The 24,190-nt window shown below is 38.4% G+C and carries 22 protein-coding genes and 2 pseudogenes; 4 read left to right on the top strand and 20 right to left on the bottom strand.

What is annotated here, in order from left to right; genetic code table 11:
- Positions 1 to 1,528 precede the first annotated feature (1,528 nt).
- The 4 genes from sdaAA to DCE79_RS04180 all read right to left on the bottom strand — a co-directional run bounded on the left by sdaAA (position 1,529) and on the right by DCE79_RS04180 (position 5,369).
- Positions 1,529 to 2,449 (bottom strand): L-serine ammonia-lyase, iron-sulfur-dependent, subunit alpha, encoded by a 921-nt coding sequence (sdaAA, locus tag DCE79_RS04195; RefSeq protein ID WP_108711864.1) that lies wholly within the window; start codon positions 2,447 to 2,449, stop codon positions 1,529 to 1,531.
- A 12-nt stretch (positions 2,450 to 2,461) separates the two neighbouring features.
- Positions 2,462 to 3,124 carry an L-serine ammonia-lyase, iron-sulfur-dependent subunit beta gene (gene sdaAB / locus DCE79_RS04190; protein WP_108711863.1) on the bottom strand — a complete coding sequence of 221 codons (663 nt, stop codon included), beginning with the start codon at positions 3,122 to 3,124 and terminating at the stop codon, positions 2,462 to 2,464.
- 217 nt (positions 3,125 to 3,341) lie between these two features.
- Positions 3,342 to 4,988 carry a DAK2 domain-containing protein gene (locus tag DCE79_RS04185; RefSeq protein WP_108711862.1) on the bottom strand — a complete coding sequence of 549 codons (1,647 nt, stop codon included), beginning with the start codon at positions 4,986 to 4,988 and terminating at the stop codon, positions 3,342 to 3,344.
- An 18-nt stretch (positions 4,989 to 5,006) separates the two neighbouring features.
- A complete protein-coding gene (locus DCE79_RS04180) occupies positions 5,007 to 5,369 on the bottom strand; it encodes an Asp23/Gls24 family envelope stress response protein (RefSeq protein ID WP_108711861.1) in 363 nt (120 codons plus the stop codon).
- A gap of 403 nt (positions 5,370 to 5,772) precedes the next feature.
- Here DCE79_RS04180 and rpmB point away from each other — a divergent pair, with 403 nt between their 5' ends.
- Positions 5,773 to 5,961: a 50S ribosomal protein L28 gene (gene rpmB, locus DCE79_RS04175; protein ID WP_108711860.1), complete on the top strand. Its 189-nt coding sequence runs from the start codon at positions 5,773 to 5,775 to the stop codon at positions 5,959 to 5,961.
- Positions 5,962 to 6,056: 95 nt separating this feature from the next.
- Here rpmB and spoVM read toward each other — a convergent pair whose 3' ends face one another.
- From spoVM to DCE79_RS04100, 15 genes and pseudogenes are all read right to left on the bottom strand, one after another.
- The gene (gene spoVM / locus DCE79_RS04170) at positions 6,057 to 6,146 is read right to left on the bottom strand and encodes a stage V sporulation protein SpoVM (RefSeq protein WP_108711859.1); all 90 of its coding nucleotides are present in this window, start codon (positions 6,144 to 6,146) and stop codon (positions 6,057 to 6,059) included.
- Positions 6,147 to 6,159: 13 nt separating this feature from the next.
- The gene (locus DCE79_RS04165; protein ID WP_108711858.1) at positions 6,160 to 6,789 is read right to left on the bottom strand and encodes a thiamine diphosphokinase; all 630 of its coding nucleotides are present in this window, start codon (positions 6,787 to 6,789) and stop codon (positions 6,160 to 6,162) included.
- A complete protein-coding gene (gene rpe, locus DCE79_RS04160; RefSeq protein WP_108711857.1) occupies positions 6,786 to 7,451 on the bottom strand; it encodes a ribulose-phosphate 3-epimerase in 666 nt (221 codons plus the stop codon). The genes DCE79_RS04165 and rpe overlap by 4 nt, the downstream gene beginning before the upstream one ends.
- Before the next feature lie 2 nt (positions 7,452 to 7,453).
- A complete protein-coding gene (rsgA, locus tag DCE79_RS04155; RefSeq protein WP_108711856.1) occupies positions 7,454 to 8,335 on the bottom strand; it encodes a ribosome small subunit-dependent GTPase A in 882 nt (293 codons plus the stop codon).
- Positions 8,336 to 8,346: 11 nt separating this feature from the next.
- Complete coding sequence (gene pknB / locus DCE79_RS04150) at positions 8,347 to 10,296, bottom strand: Stk1 family PASTA domain-containing Ser/Thr kinase (protein WP_108711855.1); 1,950 nt, start codon at positions 10,294 to 10,296, stop codon at positions 8,347 to 8,349.
- A gap of 2 nt (positions 10,297 to 10,298) precedes the next feature.
- Positions 10,299 to 11,045: a Stp1/IreP family PP2C-type Ser/Thr phosphatase gene (locus DCE79_RS04145; protein ID WP_108711854.1), complete on the bottom strand. Its 747-nt coding sequence runs from the start codon at positions 11,043 to 11,045 to the stop codon at positions 10,299 to 10,301.
- 11 nt (positions 11,046 to 11,056) lie between these two features.
- Positions 11,057 to 12,205, bottom strand: a complete 1,149-nt coding sequence (gene rlmN, locus DCE79_RS04140) for a dual-specificity RNA methyltransferase RlmN (RefSeq protein WP_108711853.1) — start codon at positions 12,203 to 12,205, stop codon at positions 11,057 to 11,059.
- A 3-nt stretch (positions 12,206 to 12,208) separates the two neighbouring features.
- Positions 12,209 to 13,570 carry a 16S rRNA (cytosine(967)-C(5))-methyltransferase RsmB gene (gene rsmB, locus DCE79_RS04135; protein WP_108711852.1) on the bottom strand — a complete coding sequence of 454 codons (1,362 nt, stop codon included), beginning with the start codon at positions 13,568 to 13,570 and terminating at the stop codon, positions 12,209 to 12,211.
- On the bottom strand, positions 13,567 to 14,508 hold the full coding sequence (gene fmt, locus DCE79_RS04130) for a methionyl-tRNA formyltransferase (protein ID WP_108711851.1): 942 nt from the start codon (positions 14,506 to 14,508) through the stop codon (positions 13,567 to 13,569). Before fmt ends, rsmB begins: the two co-directional genes overlap by 4 nt.
- 3 nt (positions 14,509 to 14,511) lie before the next feature.
- On the bottom strand, positions 14,512 to 15,006 hold the full coding sequence (def, locus tag DCE79_RS04125) for a peptide deformylase (RefSeq protein WP_108711850.1): 495 nt from the start codon (positions 15,004 to 15,006) through the stop codon (positions 14,512 to 14,514).
- Positions 15,007 to 15,031: 25 nt separating this feature from the next.
- Complete coding sequence (priA, locus tag DCE79_RS04120; RefSeq protein ID WP_108711849.1) at positions 15,032 to 17,440, bottom strand: primosomal protein N'; 2,409 nt, start codon at positions 17,438 to 17,440, stop codon at positions 15,032 to 15,034.
- 17 nt (positions 17,441 to 17,457) lie between these two features.
- Positions 17,458 to 18,003 (bottom strand): annotated as a pseudogene (gene coaBC, locus DCE79_RS04115) (bifunctional phosphopantothenoylcysteine decarboxylase/phosphopantothenate--cysteine ligase CoaBC); the annotation flags it as partial.
- Positions 18,004 to 18,093: 90 nt separating this feature from the next.
- Entirely contained in the window at positions 18,094 to 18,318 is a 225-nt protein-coding gene (gene rpoZ, locus DCE79_RS04110) for a DNA-directed RNA polymerase subunit omega (RefSeq protein ID WP_108711847.1), read from the bottom strand.
- Positions 18,319 to 18,322: 4 nt separating this feature from the next.
- On the bottom strand, positions 18,323 to 18,940 hold the full coding sequence (gene gmk / locus DCE79_RS04105) for a guanylate kinase (protein WP_108711846.1): 618 nt from the start codon (positions 18,938 to 18,940) through the stop codon (positions 18,323 to 18,325).
- Positions 18,941 to 18,955: 15 nt separating this feature from the next.
- Positions 18,956 to 19,831 (bottom strand): YicC/YloC family endoribonuclease, encoded by an 876-nt coding sequence (locus DCE79_RS04100; RefSeq protein WP_108711845.1) that lies wholly within the window; start codon positions 19,829 to 19,831, stop codon positions 18,956 to 18,958.
- 162 nt (positions 19,832 to 19,993) lie between these two features.
- Between DCE79_RS04100 and DCE79_RS04095 the strand changes: the two genes are divergently transcribed.
- On the top strand, positions 19,994 to 21,676 hold the full coding sequence (locus DCE79_RS04095; RefSeq protein ID WP_108711844.1) for an Rqc2 family fibronectin-binding protein: 1,683 nt from the start codon (positions 19,994 to 19,996) through the stop codon (positions 21,674 to 21,676).
- Between the two features lie 38 nt (positions 21,677 to 21,714).
- Here the strand turns inward: DCE79_RS04095 and DCE79_RS04090 are convergent, their stop codons facing one another.
- On the bottom strand, positions 21,715 to 23,214 hold the full coding sequence (locus tag DCE79_RS04090) for a succinyl-CoA:acetate CoA-transferase ScpC (protein WP_108711843.1): 1,500 nt from the start codon (positions 23,212 to 23,214) through the stop codon (positions 21,715 to 21,717).
- 362 nt (positions 23,215 to 23,576) lie between these two features.
- Here DCE79_RS04090 and DCE79_RS18445 point away from each other — a divergent pair, with 362 nt between their 5' ends.
- Both DCE79_RS18445 and DCE79_RS04085 read left to right on the top strand, forming a co-directional pair.
- A complete protein-coding gene (locus tag DCE79_RS18445; protein ID WP_159083051.1) occupies positions 23,577 to 23,720 on the top strand; it encodes a hypothetical protein in 144 nt (47 codons plus the stop codon).
- A gap of 59 nt (positions 23,721 to 23,779) precedes the next feature.
- Positions 23,780 to 24,079: pseudogene (locus DCE79_RS04085) on the top strand (methyl-accepting chemotaxis protein); the annotation flags it as partial.
- Positions 24,080 to 24,190: the final 111 nt, after the last annotated feature.

Below are 24,190 nucleotides of genomic sequence, written 5' to 3'. Positions count from 1 at the left end.
TATAAGGTGTATCCATTTTCCCTTTACTTGTATTCACGTGCTGGCGCTTACAGTGGTAGGCGCCAGTCTTTTTATTAGGCGAATCTTTTATAAAGAGAAAGATAAGTTCAAGTGGATCCGCCTTTTATTAAAGTGGTTATTCGGGCATAGTCATTTGGCAGGTTCTTCGCACGCAAGCCGCACAGTCATGTTGCACATGTCTGTACGACTCGTCTTTGTGCTTCGTGAAAGACCTGCCAATATAAGGTGTATCCATTTTCCCTTTACTTGTATTCACGTGCTGGCGCTTACAGTGGTAGGCGCCAGTCTTTTTATTAGGCGAATCTTTTATAAAGAGAAAGATAAGTTCAAGTGGATCCGCCTTTTATTAAAGTGGTTATTCGGGCATAATCATTTGGCAGGTTCTTTGCACGCAAGCCGCACAGCCAAGATAATGTCACAATCCGTTTGTTGTGACATTATCTTTGTGACGAAAGCGAAGCGACAGTCACAATTTAATAAACTATATAGAAGGAGTTTAAAGACCTGCCAATACTTCGTGTATCCATTTTCCCTTTACTTGTATTCACGTGCTGGCGCTTACAGTGGTAGGCGCCAGTCTTCTAAATTTATCGAATCTTCCTTATGAAAGATACAGTTCAGTGGATCTGCCTTTTATTAAAGTGGTTATTCGGGCATAGTCATTTGGCAGGTTCTTCGCACGCAAGCCGCACAGTCATGTTGCACATGTCTGTACGACTCGTCTTTGTGCTTCGTGAAAGACCTGCCAATATAAGGTGTACCCATTTTCCTTTTACTTATATTCACGTTCTGGCGCTTACAGTGGTAGGCGCCAGTCTTCTAATAGGGTGAACCCTTTTTATAAAGTAGGGGAAATCACAATGTATTTATTTAACATCTAAATACTAAAGACATTAACAACTATTGAACCCTATCTATACATTCATTCCTTTATAAAAAGAGAATCTGTGACAATCCCTTCAACCCACAAAGTTTAACGGATTCACTTCATAGAAAAACGGCGCCTTTGCTCGCCAACAGCGCCGCCCCCGAATTCATGCAAAGGCATAATGGATTACACTTTGATTTGGCAGGCCTAGCACAAGGCGCAAAGAAGAGTCGTACAGATATGTGCAACATATCTTTGCGACTCTGGGCGCCCAGCCTGCCATATCACGATACACCTTAATAGAATACTTATTAGAAGATGACTAGCTCTGACAATCCCTTTAACCCACAAAATTCAACGGACGCGCTTTAAAAGTAAACGGCGCCTTTGCTCGTCAATAGCGCCGCACCCGAATACATGCAAGAGTAGAATGGATTACACTTTGATTTGGCAGGCCTAGCACAAGGCGCAAAGAAGAGTCGTACAGATATGTGCAACATATCTTTGCGACTCTGGGCGCCCAGCCTGCCAAAATACGATACACTTTCATAACATCTCTATTAGAAAATGACTAGCTCTGACAATCTCTTTAAAACAAAAAAGAACACTTAAATGTTACTTTAAGCGTTCTTACTTTAGTTAATTACTACTCACTCGTGATTTTAAAAGACTTTTTAGGTCGCCACCTTCAAAGATTGCGTGTGTAATAGCCTTACCTGTTGGTGTTGCAGCTAATCCACCACGTGCAGTTTCCTTTAAGTTTGTACTCATTGATTGCCCAATTCGATACATTGCGCCGATGACTTCATCACACGGGATACGACTTGTCACACCAGCTAACGCCATATCAGCTGCTACAATTGAATTGGAAGCCCCCATAGCATTACGCTTAACACAAGGTACTTCAACCAAGCCTGCTACTGGGTCACAAACTAAGCCAAGCACATTTTTTAGAGTAATTGCAAATGCTTCTGAACTTTGCTGTGCGGTTCCGCCCGCCATTTCTACAATTGCTGCAGCTGCCATCGCAGAGGCACTTCCAACTTCCGCTTGGCATCCACCTTCAGCACCGGAAATTGACGCATTATTTGCTACGATAAATCCAAATGCTCCAGACGTAAATAAATAACGGATCATTTGTTCACGCGTTGGGTTTAATTTATTTTGTACGGCAAAAAGCGTACCTGGTACAACGCCTGCTGAACCGGCTGTTGGTGTGGCACAAATTGTTCCCATTGCCGCATTCACTTCATTCGTTGCTACCGCCTTACTGACCGCATCAAGCAATAAATCACCCGCTAATGATTTTCCGGTTGCAATATAATTTTGAATTAATACAGCATCACCACCAGTTAAACCTGTAACCGATTGAACACCTTTTAAACCACGTTCCACTGCCTCTTCCATGACCCTTAAGTTACGGTCCATTTGAGTAAATATTTCCTCTCGACTGCGACCACTGATAATCATTTCTTGTTCAATCATTAATTCTGAAATAAGCTTTCCTTCGTTTTCCGCTCGTTCGACTAATTCTCGAACATTTCGAAATAATACATCCATATTGAGCACCCCTTAGTTATTAATTTTTGAAACTTTTGTGATATGTGGGATGTATGAAATTTGAGATAAAATACGCTCGTCAATGTTTTGATCAATCTCAATAACCATTAATGCTGTTAAACCGCGCTCGATACGCGATACTTCCATATGACCAATATTGACCTTATGCATTGCTAAACAGTTTGCAACATTGGCAATACAGCCTGCACGGTCATCATGCACTACTAGAATTGCAGGCATCCCCCCTGTTAAACGTAATTTAAAGCCATTTACTTCACTAATTTCAATTTTACCGCCACCGATTGAAATGCCTTCAACACTCATTTCACTTTCATCATCACCCATAACGAGGCGCGCTGTATTAGGGTGCGCACGATTCGCCGTTTCTGGAATAAATTCAAATTGTAAACCTGCTTTTTCAGCTTCTGCAAATGACGTTTTAATCCGTTCATCGTCTGTATCATAATCTAGTAATCCACCAACAATCGCGACATCTGTTCCATGTCCACGATAAGTTTCCGCAAATGAACCGTATAAATGAATTTTTACCCATTTCGGTTGACGTCCAAATAAATCGCGTGCAACACGACCGATTCGGGCTGCTCCTGCTGTATGCGAGGAGGATGGACCAATCATCACAGGACCGATAATATCAAACACAGATGTAAATTTCATGACGTTTCCTCCCTTACTTTTGTACATATTTTTACTTACAGTGTACCTATTTACACGATAATAAACAAATTTCTTGGCACATACATGTTTAATAAACTAAAATACGACTCTCACTAAAAAATGAGAGTCGATAATTTTTAAAACATTACGGAATAATTCACCTAAACAAAGAAAACAGCGCGCACTCACATACAGTACGCGCCGCTTTCGTCAAATATTACTCAACAGAAAGAATAAATGGATATAATGATTGTTTTCCTTCAACAATCTCCACTTCTACATCTGGATAGTTTTCTTCAATAAAGCTTTGTAATTCGTCTGCTTGTGTTGCTTTAGCATCTTCGCCGTATATTATTGTTACAATTTCAGAATCCTCGTCCATTAAACCATCAAGTACTTGTTTTGCTGCATCCATCATTTCAGGAGTTGATAAAATGATTTTACCTTCAGCTAATGCCATGTAGTCATCTTTATGAATTTCTACGCCATCAATTGAAGTATCACGTACTGCAAATGTCACTTGACCAGTCTTCACATGAGAGAATCCTTCTGTCATGTTATTTTTATTATTTTCAACTGATTCTTCAGTATTGAAAGCCAAAATCGCTGCCATCCCCTGAGGAATTGTTTTCGTTGGAACTACTGCAGCTTCAATATCTAAAAGTTCAACTGCTTGTTCTGCAGCCATAATGATATTTTTGTTGTTCGGTAAAATTAATACGCGTTCTGCACCAATTTCTCGAACAGCTTTTACGATATCTTCAGTAGAAGGATTCATCGTTTGACCGCCTTCGATGACATAAGATGCACCGATAGAGCGTAATAAGTTTGCTACACCTTCACCCATTGCAATTGTAACAATCGCATAAGGTACTTTTGCTTGTACCGGTTTTTTAGGTGCTTGTGGTACTTCATTTACAATAGCAGAGTGTTGCTCACGCATGTTATCTACTTTAATTTTAATTAGGCTACCATATTTTTGACCTGCCGCAAGTACTGCACCTGGAGTTTCCGAGTGAACATGTACTTTCGCAATTTCATCATCCGAAATAACAAGTAAAGAGTCACCCATTGGATTTAACTCTTGGCGGAATTGCTCCTCATCAAAAGGCGCTTTGTCCTCTTCGAAGCGTACCATGATTTCTGTACAATAACCGAATACGATATCCGATGTATCCATGAAATCTTGAACACGGTGGTGCTCAGCATTAATTAAGTCATCTAATGATGATTCATTTCTTTCTGGAAGTGGTTCACCTTTCATAGAAGCAAGGAATCCTTCGTATACGAATAATAATCCTTGACCACCACTATCGACTACACCTACTTCTTTCAGTACTGGTAGTAAATCAGGTGTGCGATTTAATGATGCTTGTGCTTCAGTGATAAATGCCTCCATAACAACGATTAAATCGTCTTCCTTTTCAGCCACTTCAACACCTTTTGCTGCCGCTTCACGTGCAACCGTTAAAATTGTACCTTCCACTGGCTTCATAACGGCTTTATACGCTGTGTCAACACCCGCTTGGAATGCATTAGCAAAACTCAACGCATTAATCTCTGCGTCTTTTTCAATCGCTTTTCCGAAACCACGGAATAACTGCGATAAAATAACGCCTGAGTTCCCACGAGCTCCCATAAGTAATCCTTTTGATAAACTCTGTGCTGTTTTACCAATATGTGCACTTACGTTTGCTTCTGTTTCATTTGCACCAGATGTCATTGATAAATTCATATTTGTACCTGTATCCCCATCTGGTACAGGGAATACATTTAGTGAATCTACATAACTTGCATTTTGGTATAGGTGATGTGCACCCATTTGAACCATTTCGGCAAATTTTATTCCGTCTAAAGACTTCATCCGATTCATTTCCTCCTCTTACACATTCGCAACACGAACGCCTTGAACAAAAATGTTAACCGACTTAACGCTCATACCTAATGTTTTATTTACTGTGTATTTTACTTTTGATTGAACTTGATATGCAATTTCAGAAATTTTCGTACCGTAGCTTACAATAATATACATATCAATATGTAAGTCTTCACCCTCTTGGCGAATTAGTACACCTTTTGCAAAATTTTCTTTGCGTAAAATATCTGTTAATCCATCACGAACTTGGTGTTTTGATGCCATGCCGACGATACCGTAGCATTCGATCGCCGCCCCACCAGCAATTTGTGCAATCACATCATTTGAAATATCAATATGGCCGAATTCGTTATTTAATTCTACTGACATAGTAATGCCCCCTTGGCTCTATTTGACTAATTTATATTGTACTACACAAAAGTTGATTATAAAAGAAAACGTTCACATACGTCTAGTTTGAAGTTGATTTTGTTGCATAATTCGACTATTTATGTGTTTTTTTTAAACATTATACACAATAAAAGGCTGAGTGAATCGCTTAAATTTTGGTAAAAAATATCAATATAGTTATATGAAATAGAAAATTCCGTTAATCCAATTGTTTTTTTCTCATTTTGTAATAGTAAAATAAAAATAGGTGTAAAGGTTTTTTTCTTGAAAGGTTGTGTAAAATGTCTTGCACTCATTCGGGAGGTATGTTAAATTATTATGGTATGTGAAATATCGAACTGAAATATAGATTTCAGATTCAGCTGTAAGGAGGAATTTTACAATGCCAAAACAATGCGTAATTACTGGCCGTAAAGCTCGTTCAGGTAACAACCGTTCACACGCTATGAACTCTTCTAAACGTACTTGGGGTGCTAACCTTCAAAAAGTTCGTATCTTAGTTGACGGTAAGCCTAAACGTGTATGGGTTTCTGCCCGTGCTTTAAAATCAGGTAAAATCGAACGCGTTTAATCGCGTTAAGAGCATCAACTGCTGTTGATGCTCTTTTTTACGTTTTAAAACAAAAAGGGTTCTAACACATGTAAAAGTGCTAGAACCCTTTTTATTTAGTCTTTTTTCTCTTTTCGAAACAACTTTACACAGCCTCTTGCCATACCACTTAGCCATTTTGGTAATTGAAATGTGTAAACTTTCACCAAGCGTCCTCCTCTAATCTTTACTACTTATCATCAAGCATATGCCACCCTCAAACGAAATAGACCCTTCTGCTAGCAGTTCATTGCTCGTGAAGCGAGACGTTCCTTGCTCAATCATTTCATTTGTCGTTTCATATTTGAACCCACGCTGTGTAACCTTATTCAATGTTTCACCATAGGCAAAAAATGAGACATACTTAAATTGAGATTTCGTTAATATATGGACTCCTGGTAATAAAAAGCGAATTTCATTGTGAGGATTAATGATTTTAAATATAATTTGAGGATGCTTTGCTTGTAATGTATAGAGAGACCTAAGTGCAGCCTCATAATGATCTAAACGTCCTCCTGTAACACCTGTTAACCAAATTTCTGTTGGTACATATTGAATTGCCTGAAGTAACGCTAAATCGGTGTCAGTTTCATCTTTTTCTGCTTGGAATTGCTCGACATGCGAAACAGCTTCAGAGATTCGCGCAAATTCATCTGCTGTTACGGAATCAAAGTCTCCAACAATCGTATGTGGAATAATGTTTTGGTCGATTAAATAAAGTGCCCCACGATCAACACCAATCCATTTATCAGCTGTTAAAGAAAAAGCGACCTCATTTAAGGGGCCGCCCGCGCAAATGGCTACAATCATTTTATTGCATCCAGTCCAGCTTGTTTAATTTCTTGTAAAGCTTGTGCGCGATCTTCTTTACCATAAATAGCAGAGCCCGCTACAAAAATTGTTGCACCTGCTTTTGCACAAGGAATAATTGTTTCGGCATTAATTCCACCATCAATTTCGATATCAATAGATAAGCCACGTTCTTTAATGATTTTTGATAATGCGGCAACTTTCGGTACAACCGATTCGATGAATTTTTGACCACCAAATCCAGGGTTTACCGTCATGAATAGTACCATATCAACATCTTCTAAAACATGTTGAATCGATTCGATTGGTGTATGTGGGTTTAATACAACCCCTGGCTTCACACCGTATGAACGAATTAACTGAATCGTGCGATGTAAATGACGACAAGCTTCTACGTGAACTGTAATATAATCAGCACCCGCTTTTGCAAATTGTTCAATGTACTGATCTGGGTTTTCGATCATTAAATGAACATCCATCGGTAATGTAGAAAGTGGACGAATAGCTTCCAATGCAATCGCGCCAAATGAAATATTTGGAACAAAATGCCCGTCCATTACATCTATATGAATCAGCTCAGCTCCAGCTGCTTCTACTTCTTTTACTTCTTGACCTAGCTTCGCAAAATCGGCTGCTAAAATCGATGGTGCAATTTTAATCATGATTAGTACCTCGGCTTTCGATCTGTAATTTCTTCTAAAAATTGCACATAATGCTTATAGCGATATGGACGAATGTCTCCCGTTTCTACCGCTGCTTTAACGGCACATTTCGGTTCTTTTGTGTGTAAACAGCCACGGAACTTGCAATCTTCACTAATGCGTTGGAATTCTGGTAAACAAAAAGTGAGCTCTTCTTTTTCGATTGTATCAAAATCAAACGAACTAAATCCTGGTGTATCAGCAAGTAAGCCCTCACACACTTCGATTAACTCAACATGGCGCGTTGTATGTTTTCCGCGCCCTAAGCTTTTTGAAATGATACCCGTTTTTAAATCGAGCTCAGGCAGTAATGTATTTAATAACGTCGATTTTCCAACACCTGATTGACCTGCTAAAACTGAAGTTTTCCCTTGTAGAATCGGCTGAACTTTTCCTATTAAGGAAGGGTCATCAATAAATGTTTGAATGATTTCGTAGCCAATTGCTTCATAATCTGCAATGTACTGCTGCAAGTTCTTAATTTCAGACTCATTTAGTAAATCCATTTTGGTTAAAATAATGATTGGTTGTACATGGAACGACTCTAATACGACTAAAAAACGGTCTAATAATATCGTATTAAAATCTGGTTCTTTCGCTGAAAAAACAAGTAACGCTTGATCCACATTGGCGATTGGTGGCCGAACTAATGCGTTTTTACGTTCGTGAATCTTTTCGACGGAACCATCTGACTCTCCATCATACGTATAGTCAACGAAATCACCAACTAACGGGGACTCACCTCGATTACGGAAAATTCCACGTCCGCGACATTGTATGAGTTTGCCGTCCTTTTCAATATAATAATAACCACTTAATGCTTTTCGAATTTGGCCTTGCGCCATCTAATTCCTCCTTAAGGCTTCAAACTATCATACGATATCGTATCACTTTCAATCACATTCTTATCTCGAACAATTCGATAGGCTGCTTGCTCTCCTTCAACAATTTCAAACTGAATTAAATAAGTTGTTGATTCTGTAATGATTATTGTATCGATAGGCTCTACCATTGTATGTGTTTTGTCTTGAATATAAATTTCAACAGTTTGTTCCATACCTTCCTCGAAAGGCTCATACGGAATATCTACTGTAAGTGAATACACTTCTTGTTTTTTTGCTTGTGGCCCTTTTGATAATACGACACTTATTGTGCCACCTTTTTCAAGCTCTGAACCTGCTTTAGGTGTTTGATCCATGACACTACCAGCTGGGACTGAATCCGAATACTTTTCACTCTTCACCTTAATGTTAAAGCCCGAGCTTCTTTCGTATTCTTTAAGATTTGCTTCATTAAAGCCAAGTAAACTCATGACAGGTACCGCTTCTTGACCTTTACTTACCGTCAATACAACATCTGTATCTTTCACAACGATTTCTTCGCCATTCTCAGGATATTGCTCAATAATTTTCCCACTATCCTCAGCAGAGAATTCATACTTTACATCGACACTTTTAAATTCTTGTCGCTTTAATATAGAAAGCACTTGTTCGGATTGCTCACCGACAAAATCATCCATCGTAATGGTTTCTTTCCCGATACTAACCATTAAATCAATAATCGTTCCTTTAACCTTTTCAAGTCCGGCATTTGGATTTGTTTCAATCACTCTTCCCGCTTCAACTTCCTCATGATTCAGTTCTTCCTGCTCCCCAATTTTGAAGCCTGCGTTTTCTAATTCTTGAATTGCTTCTTCGACCGGCTTATTGGTTACATCAGGTACTGACACTTTATTTGGTGTTAAGGCAAACGCTAAGACTGTTCCGATAATTGCCAAAATAACGATAATCCCTATAATTAATGGCCATTTTTTCTTTGATTTTTTCTTTGGTAATACGGGCTCAACAGGCTTTTTTTTAAGTAAAACTGTGTCCTCAGTCACTGGATTTTCTACATTTTTTACTGGCTTTGGATCTTTAATGACTGGGATAATTTTTGTCGCATCATTATCAACAGGTGGCATATATTTCGGCTCATTTATGCGTTGTACGGATAAACAGCTTTCTAAAGCCGCTTCCATTTCTTCTGCTGAGTTGTAACGATGATTCGCATCCTTCGCTGTTGCTTTTAATACAATATTCTCAACGCTTTGCGGGATGGATGCGTCAAATTCACGAACAGATGGTGTTTCAGATTGTAAATGCTTTAATGCAATGGAAACAGCTGATTCACCCGAAAACGGTAGTTCGCCTGTTAATAATTCATAAAGAACGATCCCCAGTGCATAAATATCTGATTTCATTGTCGCTACTCCACCACGTGCTTGCTCTGGTGATAGGTAATGAACGGTACCAATAACTGTATTCGTTTGTGTATACGATGTTGCACCAAGCGAAGTTGCGATTCCAAAATCTGTAATTTTCACATTTCCTTCTTCGTCCATTAAAATATTTTGCGGTTTAATATCACGATGTATAATGCCATTTTCATGTGCATGAGCCATCGCAGACGTTAACTGCTTCATAATATGAACACTGCGTGCTGCCGATAAAGGAGAAAACTCTTGTATGTATTGCTTTAATGTTTTCCCTTTAATGTACTCCATGACGATGTAGTGCATATCCTCATCATCCCCGACATCAAATACCGTGACGATATTTGGATGTGTAAGACTTGTTGCGGATAATGCTTCGCGTTGGAAACGACGGTGCAAGTCTTCTTCATTTGAAAAATCGTAACGTAAAATTTTAATCGCTACATCACGATTTAAAATGATGTCATGTGCTAAATACACATTCGACATACCGCCTCCACCAATTAGCTGCAAAATTTTATAACGACCACTAATATGTTTTCCTACAAGCATTCTTACACCTCCTGCCCTGTTGTCATTAAAATAAGGGAAATATTGTCTTCGCCACCACTATCATTAGCTAGCTGTACTAACTTTTTACCTTTTTCTTGAATCGAACTTGGTAACGTAATAATCGCTGCCATTTCATGCGGTGTTAATTTATTACTCAGTCCGTCTGAGCAAATCAGTAAATAGGCTTCATTTTCTAACGTCATTTCATAAAAGTCGGGCTCAATCGATATTTCGGTTCCGAGCGCTTTTAAAATAAAATTACGCTGTGGATGGTGCTGTGCTTCTTCCTCACTAATCTCGCCGTTTTCCACTAAAATGTTAACATAAGAATGGTCTCTTGTAATTAACTCTACTTCGCTTTTTGTAAAATGATAGACACGGCTATCCCCGACATGACTAATTAAGCAATCTTGCTGATCAATTAATACAGCGATCATCGTTGTACCCATACCATTACAATTTTCGTGCGTTAATGAATATTGATGAATTGTTTGATTTATATGCGAGACAGCATCACGTAGCCAATCCTTTTGTAAAGACTTCGATGCTAACTTTTGTGAATCAACGCTTAAGAAAAGCTGTTGCATGCCAGTAATCGCCATTTCACTTGCTACATCGCCTGCATTATGACCACCCATACCATCTGCTAAAATCGCAAGCTTAAAATGATCGGGACGCTCAAAAAACGCGGCCCGATCTTCATTTATTGTTCGCTTTAATCCAATATCACTTTCCACTGTAAAGTTCACTATTAGTCCACCTACTTTGTTTCTTGTGATCGTTCTTGTGCACGTAACTGGCCACATGCAGCTGCAATATCTGCACCTTGCTCACGACGAATCGTTACGTTAATACCTTTCTCTTTCAATATTCTTTCAAAGGCAAAGATTTTACTACGAGATGTACGGATATAATCACGTTCTGGTACATAGTTAATCGGAATTAAGTTCACGTGACATTTTACGTTCTTAATTAAGTTCGCTAATTCTATCGCAACTTCCTCTGTATCATTTTCACCTGACATTAAACCGTATTCAAATGTCACACGACGTCCTGATTTTTCCGTGTAATAATTGACAGCTTCCATTAATTCTTCTAGCTTATAAGCACGCGCGATTGGCATTAATTTTTGACGCGCTTCTTGGTTTGGTGCGTGAAGTGAGACTGCAAAGTTAATTTGCATACCTTCATCCGCGAATTGATAAATTTTTGGTACAATTCCTGAAGTCGAAACGGTAATATGACGTGCACCGATGTTTAATCCTTTATCATCATTCATGATTTTTAAGAAGTTCATCATCGCATCATAGTTATCAAATGGTTCACCGATCCCCATAATAACGATACTTGAGACACGCTCATCATTTTCATCTAATTGCTGTTGAACTTTTACTACTTGTTCTACAATTTCCCCTGCCATTAAGTGACGTTTTAATCCACCTAAAGTTGAGGCACAGAATGTACAACCAATACGGCACCCTACTTGAGTAGTAACACAAATGGAATTTCCGTAATCGTGACGCATTAATACCGTTTCAATTGAATAACCATCTTGTAGTTGGAATAAAAACTTGATTGTTCCATCTTTTGATTCTTGTTTAATAATTGTTGAAAGGGTTGTTAATACAAATTCTTTTTCTAGTTTTTCACGTAAACCTTTTGAAAGGTTTGACATTTCTTCAAATGTTTTAATACGTTTTTCATATAACCATTCATAAATTTGGGCCGCACGGAAGGCTTTCTCTCCGTTTGCAGTTAACCATTCCTTCATTTCATCTAGACGTAATGAATAGATAGAAGGTTTTAATTGTGGTTTTTCTTTTTTCTCACGACGTACCGGTTTTTCCGCTACCTCTTCCACTAAATCCTGAATACGATCATCAACTTGTTTTAATTGTTCTTGCTCCATCTCTTAATTGGACGCTCCTTTTTTTACGAATGCAGCAACGAAAAATCCGTCACTACCAATATCTTGAGGGAATACTTGTAACATTCCATCTTGTTGTTTCGCTTCTAGTTGTGTTGGTAAATTTTGCAATCTCGTAGCTTCCATTTCTGGATGTGCTTCTAAAAAGGCTTTTACCGTACCTTCGTTTTCTCTGCGATCTACTGTACATGTTGAGTACACCAAACGGCCATCTTGTTTTAATAGTTGGACGGCATTATCTAAAATTGAAAGTTGGATTGTTTGTAAACTTTCTAAATCCTCTTCACGCTTTGTATATTTAATATCTGGCTTACGACGCATGACACCTAAGCCTGAGCAAGGTGCATCGACAAGGATAGCGTCATAGCTTTCTTTTTGTAAAAAGGTTGCCGCTTTACGACCGTCAAGTGGTGCTGTTTGAATAATAGTTAATCCTAAGCGCGCCACATTTTCATCGATTAAATCGAGTTTTTTCGAATGTAAATCTGTTGCTAAAATCGAACCTTCATTATTCATTTTTTCTGCTAAATGCGTTGTTTTACCACCTGGTGCTGCACACATATCAAGCACGTTCATGCCCGAAGATGGATTTAATACTGTAGCAGGAATCATCGAACTTTCATCTTGAATGGTAATCAGTCCGTTACGGAACGCGCCTGTACGAGCAGCTTGTCCACTTTCAAGGTGAATACATTCTGGTATAAATTCACTACGACGTGCTTTGACACCTTCACGCTCTAGTGTTGTTAATACTTGCTCCACTGTAGCCTTCGTTGTGTTCACACGCACTGTTTGTAGTGGTGCTACATTGTTTTCTAACAGCATTTCGCGTGTTTTTTCAAAACCATAGCTTTCAACCCAACGATCAACTAGCCACTGCGGATGAGACGTTTCAACGGCTAAACGCTCGTTCGCATCTTCAATTAAATCCGTTGAGCGAACACCCTCACGTAAAATCGAACGTAAAATACCATTGACCATTGAAGCAATGCCTTTATGTCCACGATGTTTTGCGATTTCTACCGCTTCGTTTACCGCAGCATGCGCTGGGATACGTGTTAAATAATGCATTTGGTATAAAGACATACGTAATAACCAACGCACCCAAATATCCACTTTTCCACGAATAAACGGATCTAAATAATAATCTAGTGTTAATTTATGCTGCAATGTTCCGTACGTTAACTCGGTTAATAGTCCACGGTCCTTTGCCTCAATTTTATATTTTTCAATGGTTTGGTGTAATAGTAAGTTACTATATGCTTGGCTTTTATCGACTGTTAATAAAATCGTTAATGCGGCATCACGTACATTACCATCCCAAATTACTGCCTTTTTTTTGCTCATTTAAAACGGTCCCCAATCTGTAATTTCGAGCCCGTACCACGTAGAAACTCTTCTGCTGTCATGCGTTTTTTCCCTGCTGGTTGAACATCGAATAATGCTAATGTTCCACCATCACCTGTTGCCACCTCAAAATGGTCTTTTTCGATTTTCACGACTTCACCAGGTTCTGCATTTGTAGAAGTTTCGCCTACTTTTGCCCACCAAATTTTAAAGTTTGCCTCTTCAAATGTTGTGTAAGCAACTGGCCAAGGGTGTAACCCACGCACTTGATTATATAATGTGCGTGCATCTTTATTCCAATCAATTAACTCTTGCTCACGACTTATATTACGTGCAAAGGTTACTTGTGATTCATCTTGTGTGATACGTTCGTTTGTACCATCAATTATAGAAGGCAATATATCTTTTAATAGCTCACGACCAACATCACTTAGCTTATCAAATAAGCCACCTGTATGATCTGTATCTTCAATGACGATTTCGCGTTGTGAAATAATATCACCCGCATCTAATTTTTCTGCCATATACATAATGGTCACACCCGTTTTCGCTTGCCCATCAATAATAGCTTGATGAATTGGTGCGCCACCACGATATGCTGGTAATAAGGAAGCATGAACATTAATACACCCTAGACGCGGTGCATCGAGCAATTCTTTCGGTAAAATTTGGCCAAATGCTGCTGTTACAACTAAATCTGGGTTTAATGCTAAAATTTCTTGTAACTCTTGTGAGCCACGTAATTTTTCTGGCTGAATGACTGGTAAACCAAGTGCTAGCGCTTCTGCTTTTACTGGTGGCGGTGTTAACACTCTTTTACGACCAACTGGACGGTCTGGTTGTGTCACGACAGCTAATACGTCATATCCTTCTTCGTGAAGCATACGTAAAATCGGTGCTGAAAAGGCTGGGGTTCCCATAAATACGATTTTTGTCATCGATTATTCCTCCTCAGCGTCTGCGTATAACTCTTCTAATTCTTCCTCAGTTAATACACGTGTCATTTTTGAATCGAATAACACGCCATCTAAATGGTCGATTTCATGTAAAATGCAACGTGCTTCAAAATCTTCTGCTTCTAATTCATAAATACGGCCTTCGCGATCAGACGCTTCAATTTTTACGTACGTAGGGCGTTTTACCATACCAAAAAGGTCAGGGAAGCTTAAGCAACCTTCGATATCTTCTACTTCTTCACCACGTGTTTCAATAACGATGGGGTTAATCATTTCTAAAATGTCTTCACCAAGTTCAACGATTGCCACACGTAGACTTACGTTAATTTGAGGTGCAGCGATTCCGATACCATCATTTTCAACCATTGTGTCATATAAATCATCAAGCAACTGAATCGTTTCATCATTGATGACTTCTACTTCTTTTGTTTTTTGTGATAAAACTTTCGCTGGGTTTTCCACAACTTCTTTAATAGCCATTATTATTTACCTCTTTCTATATGCATTAGATCATTGTTGGATCTAAATCGACTGTTAATACAATACCTTTTTTAATCCATTCTGAACGATACATTTTAATCAATTGTAGCAGCACAGGAATTAAATTCGGCTCTACTTTATATTTTATCAAACATTGGTAGCGATATCTATTTTGGAGACGGCTAATACTTGCTGTAGTTGGTCCAATAACAGACACTTTAAACGATAAACTCGAACGCAAGTATTGTGCCGCGCGCTCTGCATATTCTGCTGCCATCATGACATCCTCATGCGAAACTTGGATAAGCGCAATATAGTAATACGGCGGATAACCTGCTAAATGTCTCATATGCATTTCGCGTTCATAAAACGGCGTATACAATTGCTCTTTTGATAATTCAATCGCATAATGCTCTGGTGTATAAGTCTGAATAAATACTTCTCCAAGCTTTTCATGTCTCCCTGCACGTCCACTTACTTGTGTCATGAGCTGGAATGTTTTTTCTGCTGCTCGGTAATCTGGTAAATGGAGGGATGTATCTGCACTCAGTACACCAACAAGCGTAATATTCGGGAAATCTAATCCCTTCGCAATCATTTGTGTTCCAAGTAAAATATCTGCCTCACCTGCACCAAACGCATCCAGTATTTTTTCATGAGAGCCTTTTTGCTTCGTTGTATCAACATCCATTCGTAACACGCGCGCTTCTGGGAATAACTTATAAATTTCCTCTTCCACTTTTTGCGTTCCTGTTCCGAAATAGCGAATATTTTCACTTTGACACTGCGGGCAAGTTTGTGGAACGTATTCATCATAGCCACAATAATGGCATTTCAGCTTTTCTTGATAGCGGTGATATGTTAGAGAGATATCACAGTTTGGGCATTGTACCGTCGTCCCACAATCACGACATAGCACAAACGACGAATAGCCACGACGATTTAAAAACAGTACCGTCTGTTCTTTTTTAGCAAGTCGATTTTGTAGCGCTTCCATGAGTGGCTCTGAAAACATGGAGCGATTTCCTGCCTGTAATTGTTCCCGCATATCCACAATATGAACAGTTGGTAACGCTTGATTCTTCGCCCGATTTTCTAGTGTTAATAACGTATAAACACCCTTTTTCGCACGTGCAAATGATTCTAATGCCGGTGTTGCACTTCCTAAAATGACGGGACAATTATAATAATTTCCACGCCAAATTGCGACATCACGGGCATGATAACGCGGCGAATCTTCCTGTTTATATGTTGATTCATGCTCTTCATCTAAAATGATGAGTCCTAAATTTTTAAACGGAGCAAAAACCGCAGACCTCGCACCAACAACTACTTTGACTTCCCCTTTTTGAACTTTTCGCCACTCATCATATTTTTCACCGACAGATAAACCACTATGCATAACGGCTACTTGATCACCAAATCGCGATTTAAAGCGTTCAGTCATCTGCGGGGTTAAAGCAATTTCAGGGACAAGTACAATCGCTTCCTTGTTTTGTGCAATCGTTTTTTGAATGGCCTGCAAGTATACTTCCGTCTTCCCACTACCCGTAATACCATGTAGTAGAAATGTTTCACTACGTTTATCATCAATAGCACTCGTAATCTTTTCCAGGGCTACTTGTTGTTCTGACGTTAATTGTAAAAATTTCGTTGGAACAATGTCTTTTGTATACGGATCACGGTAAACTTCTTGCTGAATATATTGCGCCGCTCCCTTTTCAATAACACTTGTTAATACTGCATTTGTTATATGGAGTGCTTCACAAATTTCATCAGGAGCTATTACCGCACCGCTGTTTAATTTCATCCATTCAATGAGATGTTTTTGCTTTTGTGCTCTTGTAGAAATTGATTTTTCTACATCTTCAAGTGTTTGTAATGAAGCAATTTGGACTTTTCTAACCTGTTTCACTCGACCTTTTTGCTTCACTTCATTTTCAATCATTAATCTATTTTCTCGTATGGCTTGCTTTACAGGTTTTAATAACCCTTCTTTTTCGAACTGCTTCACATTCACTTTACTCGTTTTTTCAAAGAATGGTTGGAGCACTTCAGGTAAATTGCCAGTCTCACCGGATAACACAACAAATTTTTCATACTTCGCCCGTAATGCACCGGGTATCATCACTTGAAGTGCATCGATTTCATAACAGATTGTATGGAGTTTGAGCCATTTTGCTAACGCTAGCATTTCATCCGTTATAATCGGTTCTAAATCAAAAATTTCTGCTACTGGTTTAATTTTATTTAATGGGACATCCGTTTCAGTTGTAATTCCAACGACAAAGCCGAGCACATTTCGTGGACCAAATGGTACTTTCACACGACAACCTGTATCGATGAGTTCTTCCCACTGTTCTGGCACTAAATAATCAAACGGTTTGTCCACAGGATATGCAGAAACGTCAACAATTACTTGCGCAATTATCATTTTACATCGCTTCTTAACTGCTCATTAAAATACTTCACAACAAGCTCAGTAATTTTTTCTGGTTCTTCTAAACGCCCTTTTCCAATATAACCGCATGCCAAAAAGCCTTCTGACGGTTCAATAAATTTCACACCGTCTTCATGAAGTTGCGAAATATTTCTTAGGACCGCTGGATGCTCATACATATGCACATTCATCGCTGGTGCCACCCATATAGGAGCCGTTGTCGCAAGAAGCGTTGTTGTGACCATATCGTCGGCCATTCCGTGAGCCATTTTTGCAATCATATTAGCCGTAGCTGGCGCAACGATAACTAAATCTGCCCAGTCTGCTAAATCAATATGTGCTATGACACTTGAATCTTTTTCATCAAATGTATCGTAAAACACATCGTTTTTAGACATTACTTGAAAGCTTAAAGGTGTGACGAATTTTTGTGCTGAAGCGGTCATGATGACTTTAACGTTCATCCCTGCTTGCGATAATTTACTAACAAGAGCAACCGCTTTATAAACAGCAATCCCACCTGAAACGCATAGTAACACATTGTTTTTTTTCATCATCAAAACCATCCTTTCAAAGCACAAGCCCCCAAAGAAAAATTCTAAGGGAGCTTCTACTCAAAGTCATATCAAATTAATCTTTCGGTGAAATTAAATTTCATCCTCGTACACTGTTGAAGCATCTTGTTTCACTTTACGAAGTTTGCCTGCAGCCACTTCTTCTAATGCTTTACCAACTGGTTTGTAAGAAACGTAAGAATCTAATTGTTCTCCGCCCTCTTCTTGAAGTTGACGCGCACGTTTTGATGCTAAACTCACTAATGAGTATTTAGAATCGATTTGTTTTTTTAATTTATCTACTGATGGGTATAACATGGTTTTATTCTCCTCTCAACATTGACAAGTAGCGTTTCTCGACACGTTCACGACGGCAATGTTCCGCTACTATAATGGCATTAATTTTATCACAAGCATTTTGTACTTGGTCATTTTCTACGACATAATCGTACAGACTCATCATCTCAACTTCTTCACGAGCCGTTGCGATACGACGAGCAATAACCTCTTCTGTTTCAGTACCACGACCAACTAAACGTTGCTCAAGTTCCGAAATACTCGGTGGTGCTAAAAAGATAAACAACGCATTTGGTGCTTTTTCACGAATTTGTGCTGCACCTTGAACTTCAATTTCTAAAAAAACGTCACGACCAGCTTCTAGCGTTTCCTCTACATAAGCAAGAGGCGTTCCATAGTAATTGCCCACAAATTCGGCATGTTCTAGTAACCCACCTTGCTCGATTAACGTTTCGAATTCCTCACGTGTTCTAAAGAAATAGTCTACACCATCTACTTCTCCTTTACGAGGATTACGTGTCGTCATCGAAATCGAATATTCATAATTTGTGTCAGGCTGGGAAAATAGTTCTTTACGAACTGTACCTTTACCAACGCCTGATGGACCTGATAATACTATTAATAATCCACGTTGTTTATTCATATGTAACTCCTTTTACTATTCTATATTTTGAACCTGTTCACGCATTTTTTCTAAAATCGTTTTTGCTTGTACAACGGCGATTGAGCATGCTGCAGATTGATTCTTTGAGCCAATTGTATTAATTTCACGATTCATCTCTTGCATAATGAAATCTAGCTTACGACCAATCGCTATTGTTTCGGTTAAGGTTTCAGACAATTGTCCAAAATGACTTTCTAAACGATCTAGCTCTTCTGTAATATCAATACGTTCTGCAAAAATCGCAACTTCCGTTAACAAACGATCCTCCAGTTCTTGGCCACTTGCAATTTCGTTTAAACGACCAATCAAACGTTCGCGATATTTTGTAACGGCTTGCGGTGCTTCTTTTCGAATTTGTATAATTTGCTGTTCGAGCTCAAATTTATATTGTAACATGACATGACGTAATTCTTGTCCTTCGCGCTCACGCATGTTGACTAAATTGTATATTGCTTCTGATAATGCAGATTTAACCGCTTCAAGTATTTCCTCTTGCAAAAATTCAACCTTTTCAATTAGTAACACTTGGTCCAAGCTAACAATTTCTTGCATCGTCCACTTTTCTTCCATTTGAACAGATTGTGTAAGTTCATTTTTTGCTTGAATAAAAGCATTCAGTAATGTCCAATCAATACGAATCGACTGCTGCGCTTCATGAAGCTCTTTTAGAAAAATAATAACATCTATTTTCCCACGAGAAACAGCATCCGACAACATTTTTTTTGCAATTATTTCTGATTCCATCCAATCTTTTGGAAACTTTGTATTTATTTCTAAAAAGCGATGATTCACAGCACGAATTTCAACCGTAAGTTGAAAATTTTTCGTTGTTGTGACCCCTCTGCCGAATCCGGTCATACTACGCACCAAGGTTCGTCACACCCTTCTTTGCATATTGCTCCAATTATATCATATGTTCGTCCATTTATGCGCAATCGTTTAGTCAAAAATTGCACAACTACAGCATGCATCAGAAAAAGTGGTATGATAGGTAGAAAGATAAGAGAATATCGTTACGAAAGAGGAATGAAGATGGCATTTGATGGGCTATTTACACGTTCAATGAGCAAAGAGTTACAAACGCTCTCATCTGGACGAATTAATAAAATATATCAACCGAATGCGCTTGAAGTTGTTTTACAAATTCGCGCTGCTGGTACAAATTCAAAACTATTATTTTCAATCCACCCTTCCTATTCACGCGTACATATAACAGAACAATCGATTGAAAACCCAGCTGATCCTCCGATGTTTTGTATGTTATTACGCAAACATATCGAAGGTGGCTTTATCTCATCTATTACACAAGATGGATTTGAACGCGTTATTACAATAACTATAGACAGCAAAAATGAAATTGGCGATGCCGTTAAACGTAAGCTTATTGTTGAGGTTATGGGCCGTCACAGTAATTTAATTTTAGTTGATGCGGAAAACGATAAAATTATTGATAGCTTGAAGCATTTACCACCTTCTGTAAATAGCTATCGTACCGTTCTTCCTGGTCAGCCTTATATCGAACCACCACAGCAACACAAAGTTTCATTAAGCAGCTTAACAGATACAGAAATCGAACAATTTTTCGCTACTGATGTAACAACAAAAGAAATCATTGAAAAATTTGCCGGGTTCTCTCCACTTCATGCAAATGAATTATTACATCGTCAAAAGTCTCAAGACGTTGTAACTGCAAGCCGCCAATTGATGAATGAAATTGTTACCATCGCCAAACCGACTTATATAGAGCAAGAGAGTAAAAGCTATTTTTCTCCTACTGATTTGACACATTTACAAGGTAACGTGACGAATTTTGCAACACTTGGTGAATTGTTAGACCGCGTCTTTTTTGCTCGTGCAGAACGTGACCGTGTAAAGCAACAAGCTGGTGACTTAGAACGTTGGCTACAAAATGAGTTAAATAAATTAAAGTTGAAGCAAAAAAAACTACAAAAAGATTTCGAGCGTGCGCAAAACTTGGATCAGTTCCAACTGTACGGCGAGCTATTAATGGCGAATTTATATAACTTTACAAAAGGTGAAGAATACGTAGACGTTGAAAATTATTACAGTGAAACGGCTGAAAAAGTACGTATTCCAATCAGTCCGCGTAAAACGCCAATCGAAAACGCACAAAGCTATTATACGAAATACAATAAAGCTAAAACAGCGCTAATTATGATTGAAGAACAGCAAGAAAAAACAAAAGAAGACATTCAATATTTAGAAATGCTTTCACAACAAGTACAACAAGCCTCTCCTGCTGATATTGAAGAAATTCGTGAAGAACTTGCCGAACAGGGCTTACTTCGTTTACGTCAGTCAAAACGTAAAAAGAAACCGACAAAACCTGCACCTGAAAAATTCATTTCTTCTACAGGTATCGTCATTTCTGTCGGAAAAAATAACAAACAAAATGACTATTTAACCTTTAAAATCGGCAAGCGAAATGAAATTTGGTTGCATACAAAGGATATTCCTGGTTCACATGTTGTCATTCATAGCGATAATCCAGATGAAGCAACAATAAAAGAAGCCGCGATGTTAAGTGCTTACTATAGTAAAGCCCGTGAATCTGCTTCTGTTCCAGTCGACTATACAGAAATTCGCCATGTGAAAAAGCCAAATGGTTCTAAACCCGGATTCGTGATTTATTTCGAACAAAAGACAGTTTTCGTCACACCAGATGAAGCAGTAATCATGCAATTAAAAAAATAACAAAATGAGCGCACCGATTACCGATGCGCTCATTTTTATTATTTCATTGTTTTTTTATTTTTATATTGTACATGCCAAGCTAACGCTTCTTCTAAGTTATGCGGCGTATGCGCATTTCCTGATACTTCAATCGCACGGTTATAATAATCGCGAAGTGCCTCTTTAAAATCTGGATGTACACAGTTTTTAATAATTGCCTCCACTCGTTCTCTTGGGGCCATTCCACGTAAATCAGCAATCCCTTGTTCTGTCGCAATAACATCAACATCATGCTCCGTATGGTCATGGTGTGCAACCATCGGGACGATTGATGAAATATCGCCACCTTTTGCATAAGACTTCGTTACAAAAATACCGATACGAGCATTACGTGTGAAATCTCCAGAACCGCCTAATCCATTCATCATATGTGTGCCCATTACATGCGTTGAATTGACATTGCCATAAATATCGACTTCAAGCGCTGTATTAATCGCAATAATTCCTAAACGACGAATAAGTTCTGGATGATTCGATATTTCTTGTGGTCGTAAAACTAAACGATCTTTGTATTGATCAATATTGCTGTATACGCGGTCGCCACATTCTTTACTTAATGTAATCGATGTACCTGAGGCAATTTTCACCTTATTTGCATCAAGTAAATGGAATACAGCATCTTGTAAAACTTCAGAGTAAATTTCTAACTCTTCAAATTCAGAATCCAAAAAGCCATTTAGTACAGCATTTGCTACAGAGCCTACACCCGATTGCAGTGGCAATAGGTTTTTCGGTAAGCGCCCTACTATGATTTCATCGCGTAGGAATGCTAATAAATGCTGTGCGATTTTTTCCGTTTCTTCATCTGGCTCAACGATTAATGATGGTGCGTCTTTAATTGTTGAATGAACAATCCCTTTAATTTTGTTGACATCAACTGGGATACCTACTGTTCCAATACGATCACTTGCTTTGAGTAATGGGATTGGATCCCGTTCTCCTTGCATACCTGGTAAATAAATATCATGGATGCCTTCTAAATTCGGTTGTTCAGGATTTAATTCGATAATAATTTCTTTCGCCATTTGCACAAGAATAGGCGAGTTACCAATTGAAGTTGTTGGAATGATTTGGCCGTCCTCTGTAATTGCTGTTGCCTCAATAATAGCAAAGTCGATTGGACCGATAATGCCTTGACGAATTAGTTCAGCATTATGTGATAAGTGCATATCAGAATAAAGTACTTGCCCTGTGTTAATAGCTTTACGAATGGCAGGATCCCCTTGATAAGGAGCGCGCTTGCGGATAATTCCAGCTTCCGCCATCAATTGATCCACTTCTGGACCAAGTGACGCACCTGTGTAAACATCTACTTGAAACTTTTCCTTTTTTGCTTTTTCAACAAGCGCTAGCGGGACAGTTTTGGCATCGCCAGCACGAGTGAACCCACTCATGCCTAGTACCATCCCATCCTTAATCCACGAAGCTGCCGTTTCCGCGGATACCACCTTATCCGCTAATCCTTGATAACGAATTCGATCATTTATAACTGTGCCCATTTATTACATCCTCCCCTTCGTGTAAACGTACCAATAAAGTGTTCCATTTATGCCATATTTCATTTAGCTAAAAAAAGGCCAAACAACTCCTTCCAAAACTATTTAAATGATAATAAAATAGGTGACTCCATTAACCAACTCTCAGTAATATTCTTCACGAAAGAGAAAATACCTCTATAAAATAAGATAAATTTTACGTGATAAGTATTCTTGAAAAATATTTTTTGAAATATATTAATTTACTAGGTGGATTTATGTAAAACTACCACTATAATCGCTGCAATGTAATAATTACAAAGTTTCAGTAAAATCGACAAATATCATTAATAATTATCGCCATTAAACGTATAGGAGTGATTTATATGTCCGTTAGTAAAAAGTTAAATCTCGCATTCACTTCATTAATCGTTATTGTTTTTCTATGTTTAGGGCTTTTACTTCAGCAATTTCATAGAATTGGTGGTCAAATGGAAGAAACAGTAGACTCCCGTGTTGTCCAATTATAAATTGGAAAAAAATACAACGTTCCATTGCAACACAAGGAATGTTCATTCGTGCACACATCCAAGCACTGAACGCATCAATCGAAGCTGTTCGCGCGGGTGATCATGGAAAAGGTTTCGCTGTTGTTGCAGATGAAGTGAAAAAATTAGCCGAGCAATCCAAACAATCTGCTGAACAAATCGTATCCTTAACACTCGAAATACAAAAGGGGACGAAAAATGTAGAAAACGCTGTCGACAAAGGACTACTATCTGTAACAAAAGGCGTAGAGATTACGATGGAACAAATTAATGACGTTTCAATGGAACTAAGTCAAAATGCGCAGAATTTAAATGATCTTGTCCGTAAATTTAAGCTTTAATAGAAAAAGGGATTTGCAAAAATTTATGCAAATCCCTTTTTCTTTGTTTCTATTGTTAGAAAGAATGTTATATATTCTTATCAAAAAAGAAACCATCTAGAAATTCTAGAC

Origin of the sequence: Lysinibacillus sp. 2017 (genome assembly GCF_003073375.1) — a bacterium.
In the GTDB taxonomy this organism is placed as follows: domain Bacteria; phylum Bacillota; class Bacilli; order Bacillales_A; family Planococcaceae; genus Solibacillus.
This window is presented reverse-complemented; position numbering and strand designations above follow the sequence as displayed.

Bases quoted from the DNA above. Each gene is read 5' to 3' on its own strand.
- pknB (WP_108711855.1), bottom strand. From the start codon at position 10,296: ATGCTTGTAGGAAAACATATTAGTGGTCGTTATAAAATTTTGCAGCTA.
- DCE79_RS04185 (WP_108711862.1), bottom strand. From the start codon at position 4,988: ATGAAGTCTTTAGACGGAATAAAATTTGCCGAAATGGTTCAAATGGGT.
- sdaAA (WP_108711864.1), bottom strand. From the start codon at position 2,449: ATGGATGTATTATTTCGAAATGTTCGAGAATTAGTCGAACGAGCGGAA.
- rpmB (WP_108711860.1), top strand. From the start codon at position 5,773: ATGCCAAAACAATGCGTAATTACTGGCCGTAAAGCTCGTTCAGGTAAC.
- sdaAB (WP_108711863.1), bottom strand. From the start codon at position 3,124: ATGAAATTTACATCTGTGTTTGATATTATCGGTCCTGTGATGATTGGT.
- def (WP_108711850.1), bottom strand. From the start codon at position 15,006: ATGGCTATTAAAGAAGTTGTGGAAAACCCAGCGAAAGTTTTATCACAA.
- fmt (WP_108711851.1), bottom strand. From the start codon at position 14,508: ATGACAAAAATCGTATTTATGGGAACCCCAGCCTTTTCAGCACCGATT.
- rsmB (WP_108711852.1), bottom strand. From the start codon at position 13,570: ATGAGCAAAAAAAAGGCAGTAATTTGGGATGGTAATGTACGTGATGCC.
- DCE79_RS04090 (WP_108711843.1), bottom strand. From the start codon at position 23,214: ATGGGCACAGTTATAAATGATCGAATTCGTTATCAAGGATTAGCGGAT.
- gmk (WP_108711846.1), bottom strand. From the start codon at position 18,940: ATGAATAAACAACGTGGATTATTAATAGTATTATCAGGTCCATCAGGC.
- DCE79_RS04165 (WP_108711858.1), bottom strand. From the start codon at position 6,789: ATGATTGTAGCCATTTGCGCGGGCGGCCCCTTAAATGAGGTCGCTTTT.
- rlmN (WP_108711853.1), bottom strand. From the start codon at position 12,205: ATGGAGCAAGAACAATTAAAACAAGTTGATGATCGTATTCAGGATTTA.
- DCE79_RS18445 (WP_159083051.1), top strand. From the start codon at position 23,577: ATGTCCGTTAGTAAAAAGTTAAATCTCGCATTCACTTCATTAATCGTT.
- DCE79_RS04095 (WP_108711844.1), top strand. From the start codon at position 19,994: ATGGCATTTGATGGGCTATTTACACGTTCAATGAGCAAAGAGTTACAA.
- priA (WP_108711849.1), bottom strand. From the start codon at position 17,440: ATGATAATTGCGCAAGTAATTGTTGACGTTTCTGCATATCCTGTGGAC.
- DCE79_RS04180 (WP_108711861.1), bottom strand. From the start codon at position 5,369: ATGTCAGTAGAATTAAATAACGAATTCGGCCATATTGATATTTCAAAT.
- rsgA (WP_108711856.1), bottom strand. From the start codon at position 8,335: ATGGCGCAAGGCCAAATTCGAAAAGCATTAAGTGGTTATTATTATATT.
- rpoZ (WP_108711847.1), bottom strand. From the start codon at position 18,318: ATGTTATACCCATCAGTAGATAAATTAAAAAAACAAATCGATTCTAAA.
- rpe (WP_108711857.1), bottom strand. From the start codon at position 7,451: ATGATTAAAATTGCACCATCGATTTTAGCAGCCGATTTTGCGAAGCTA.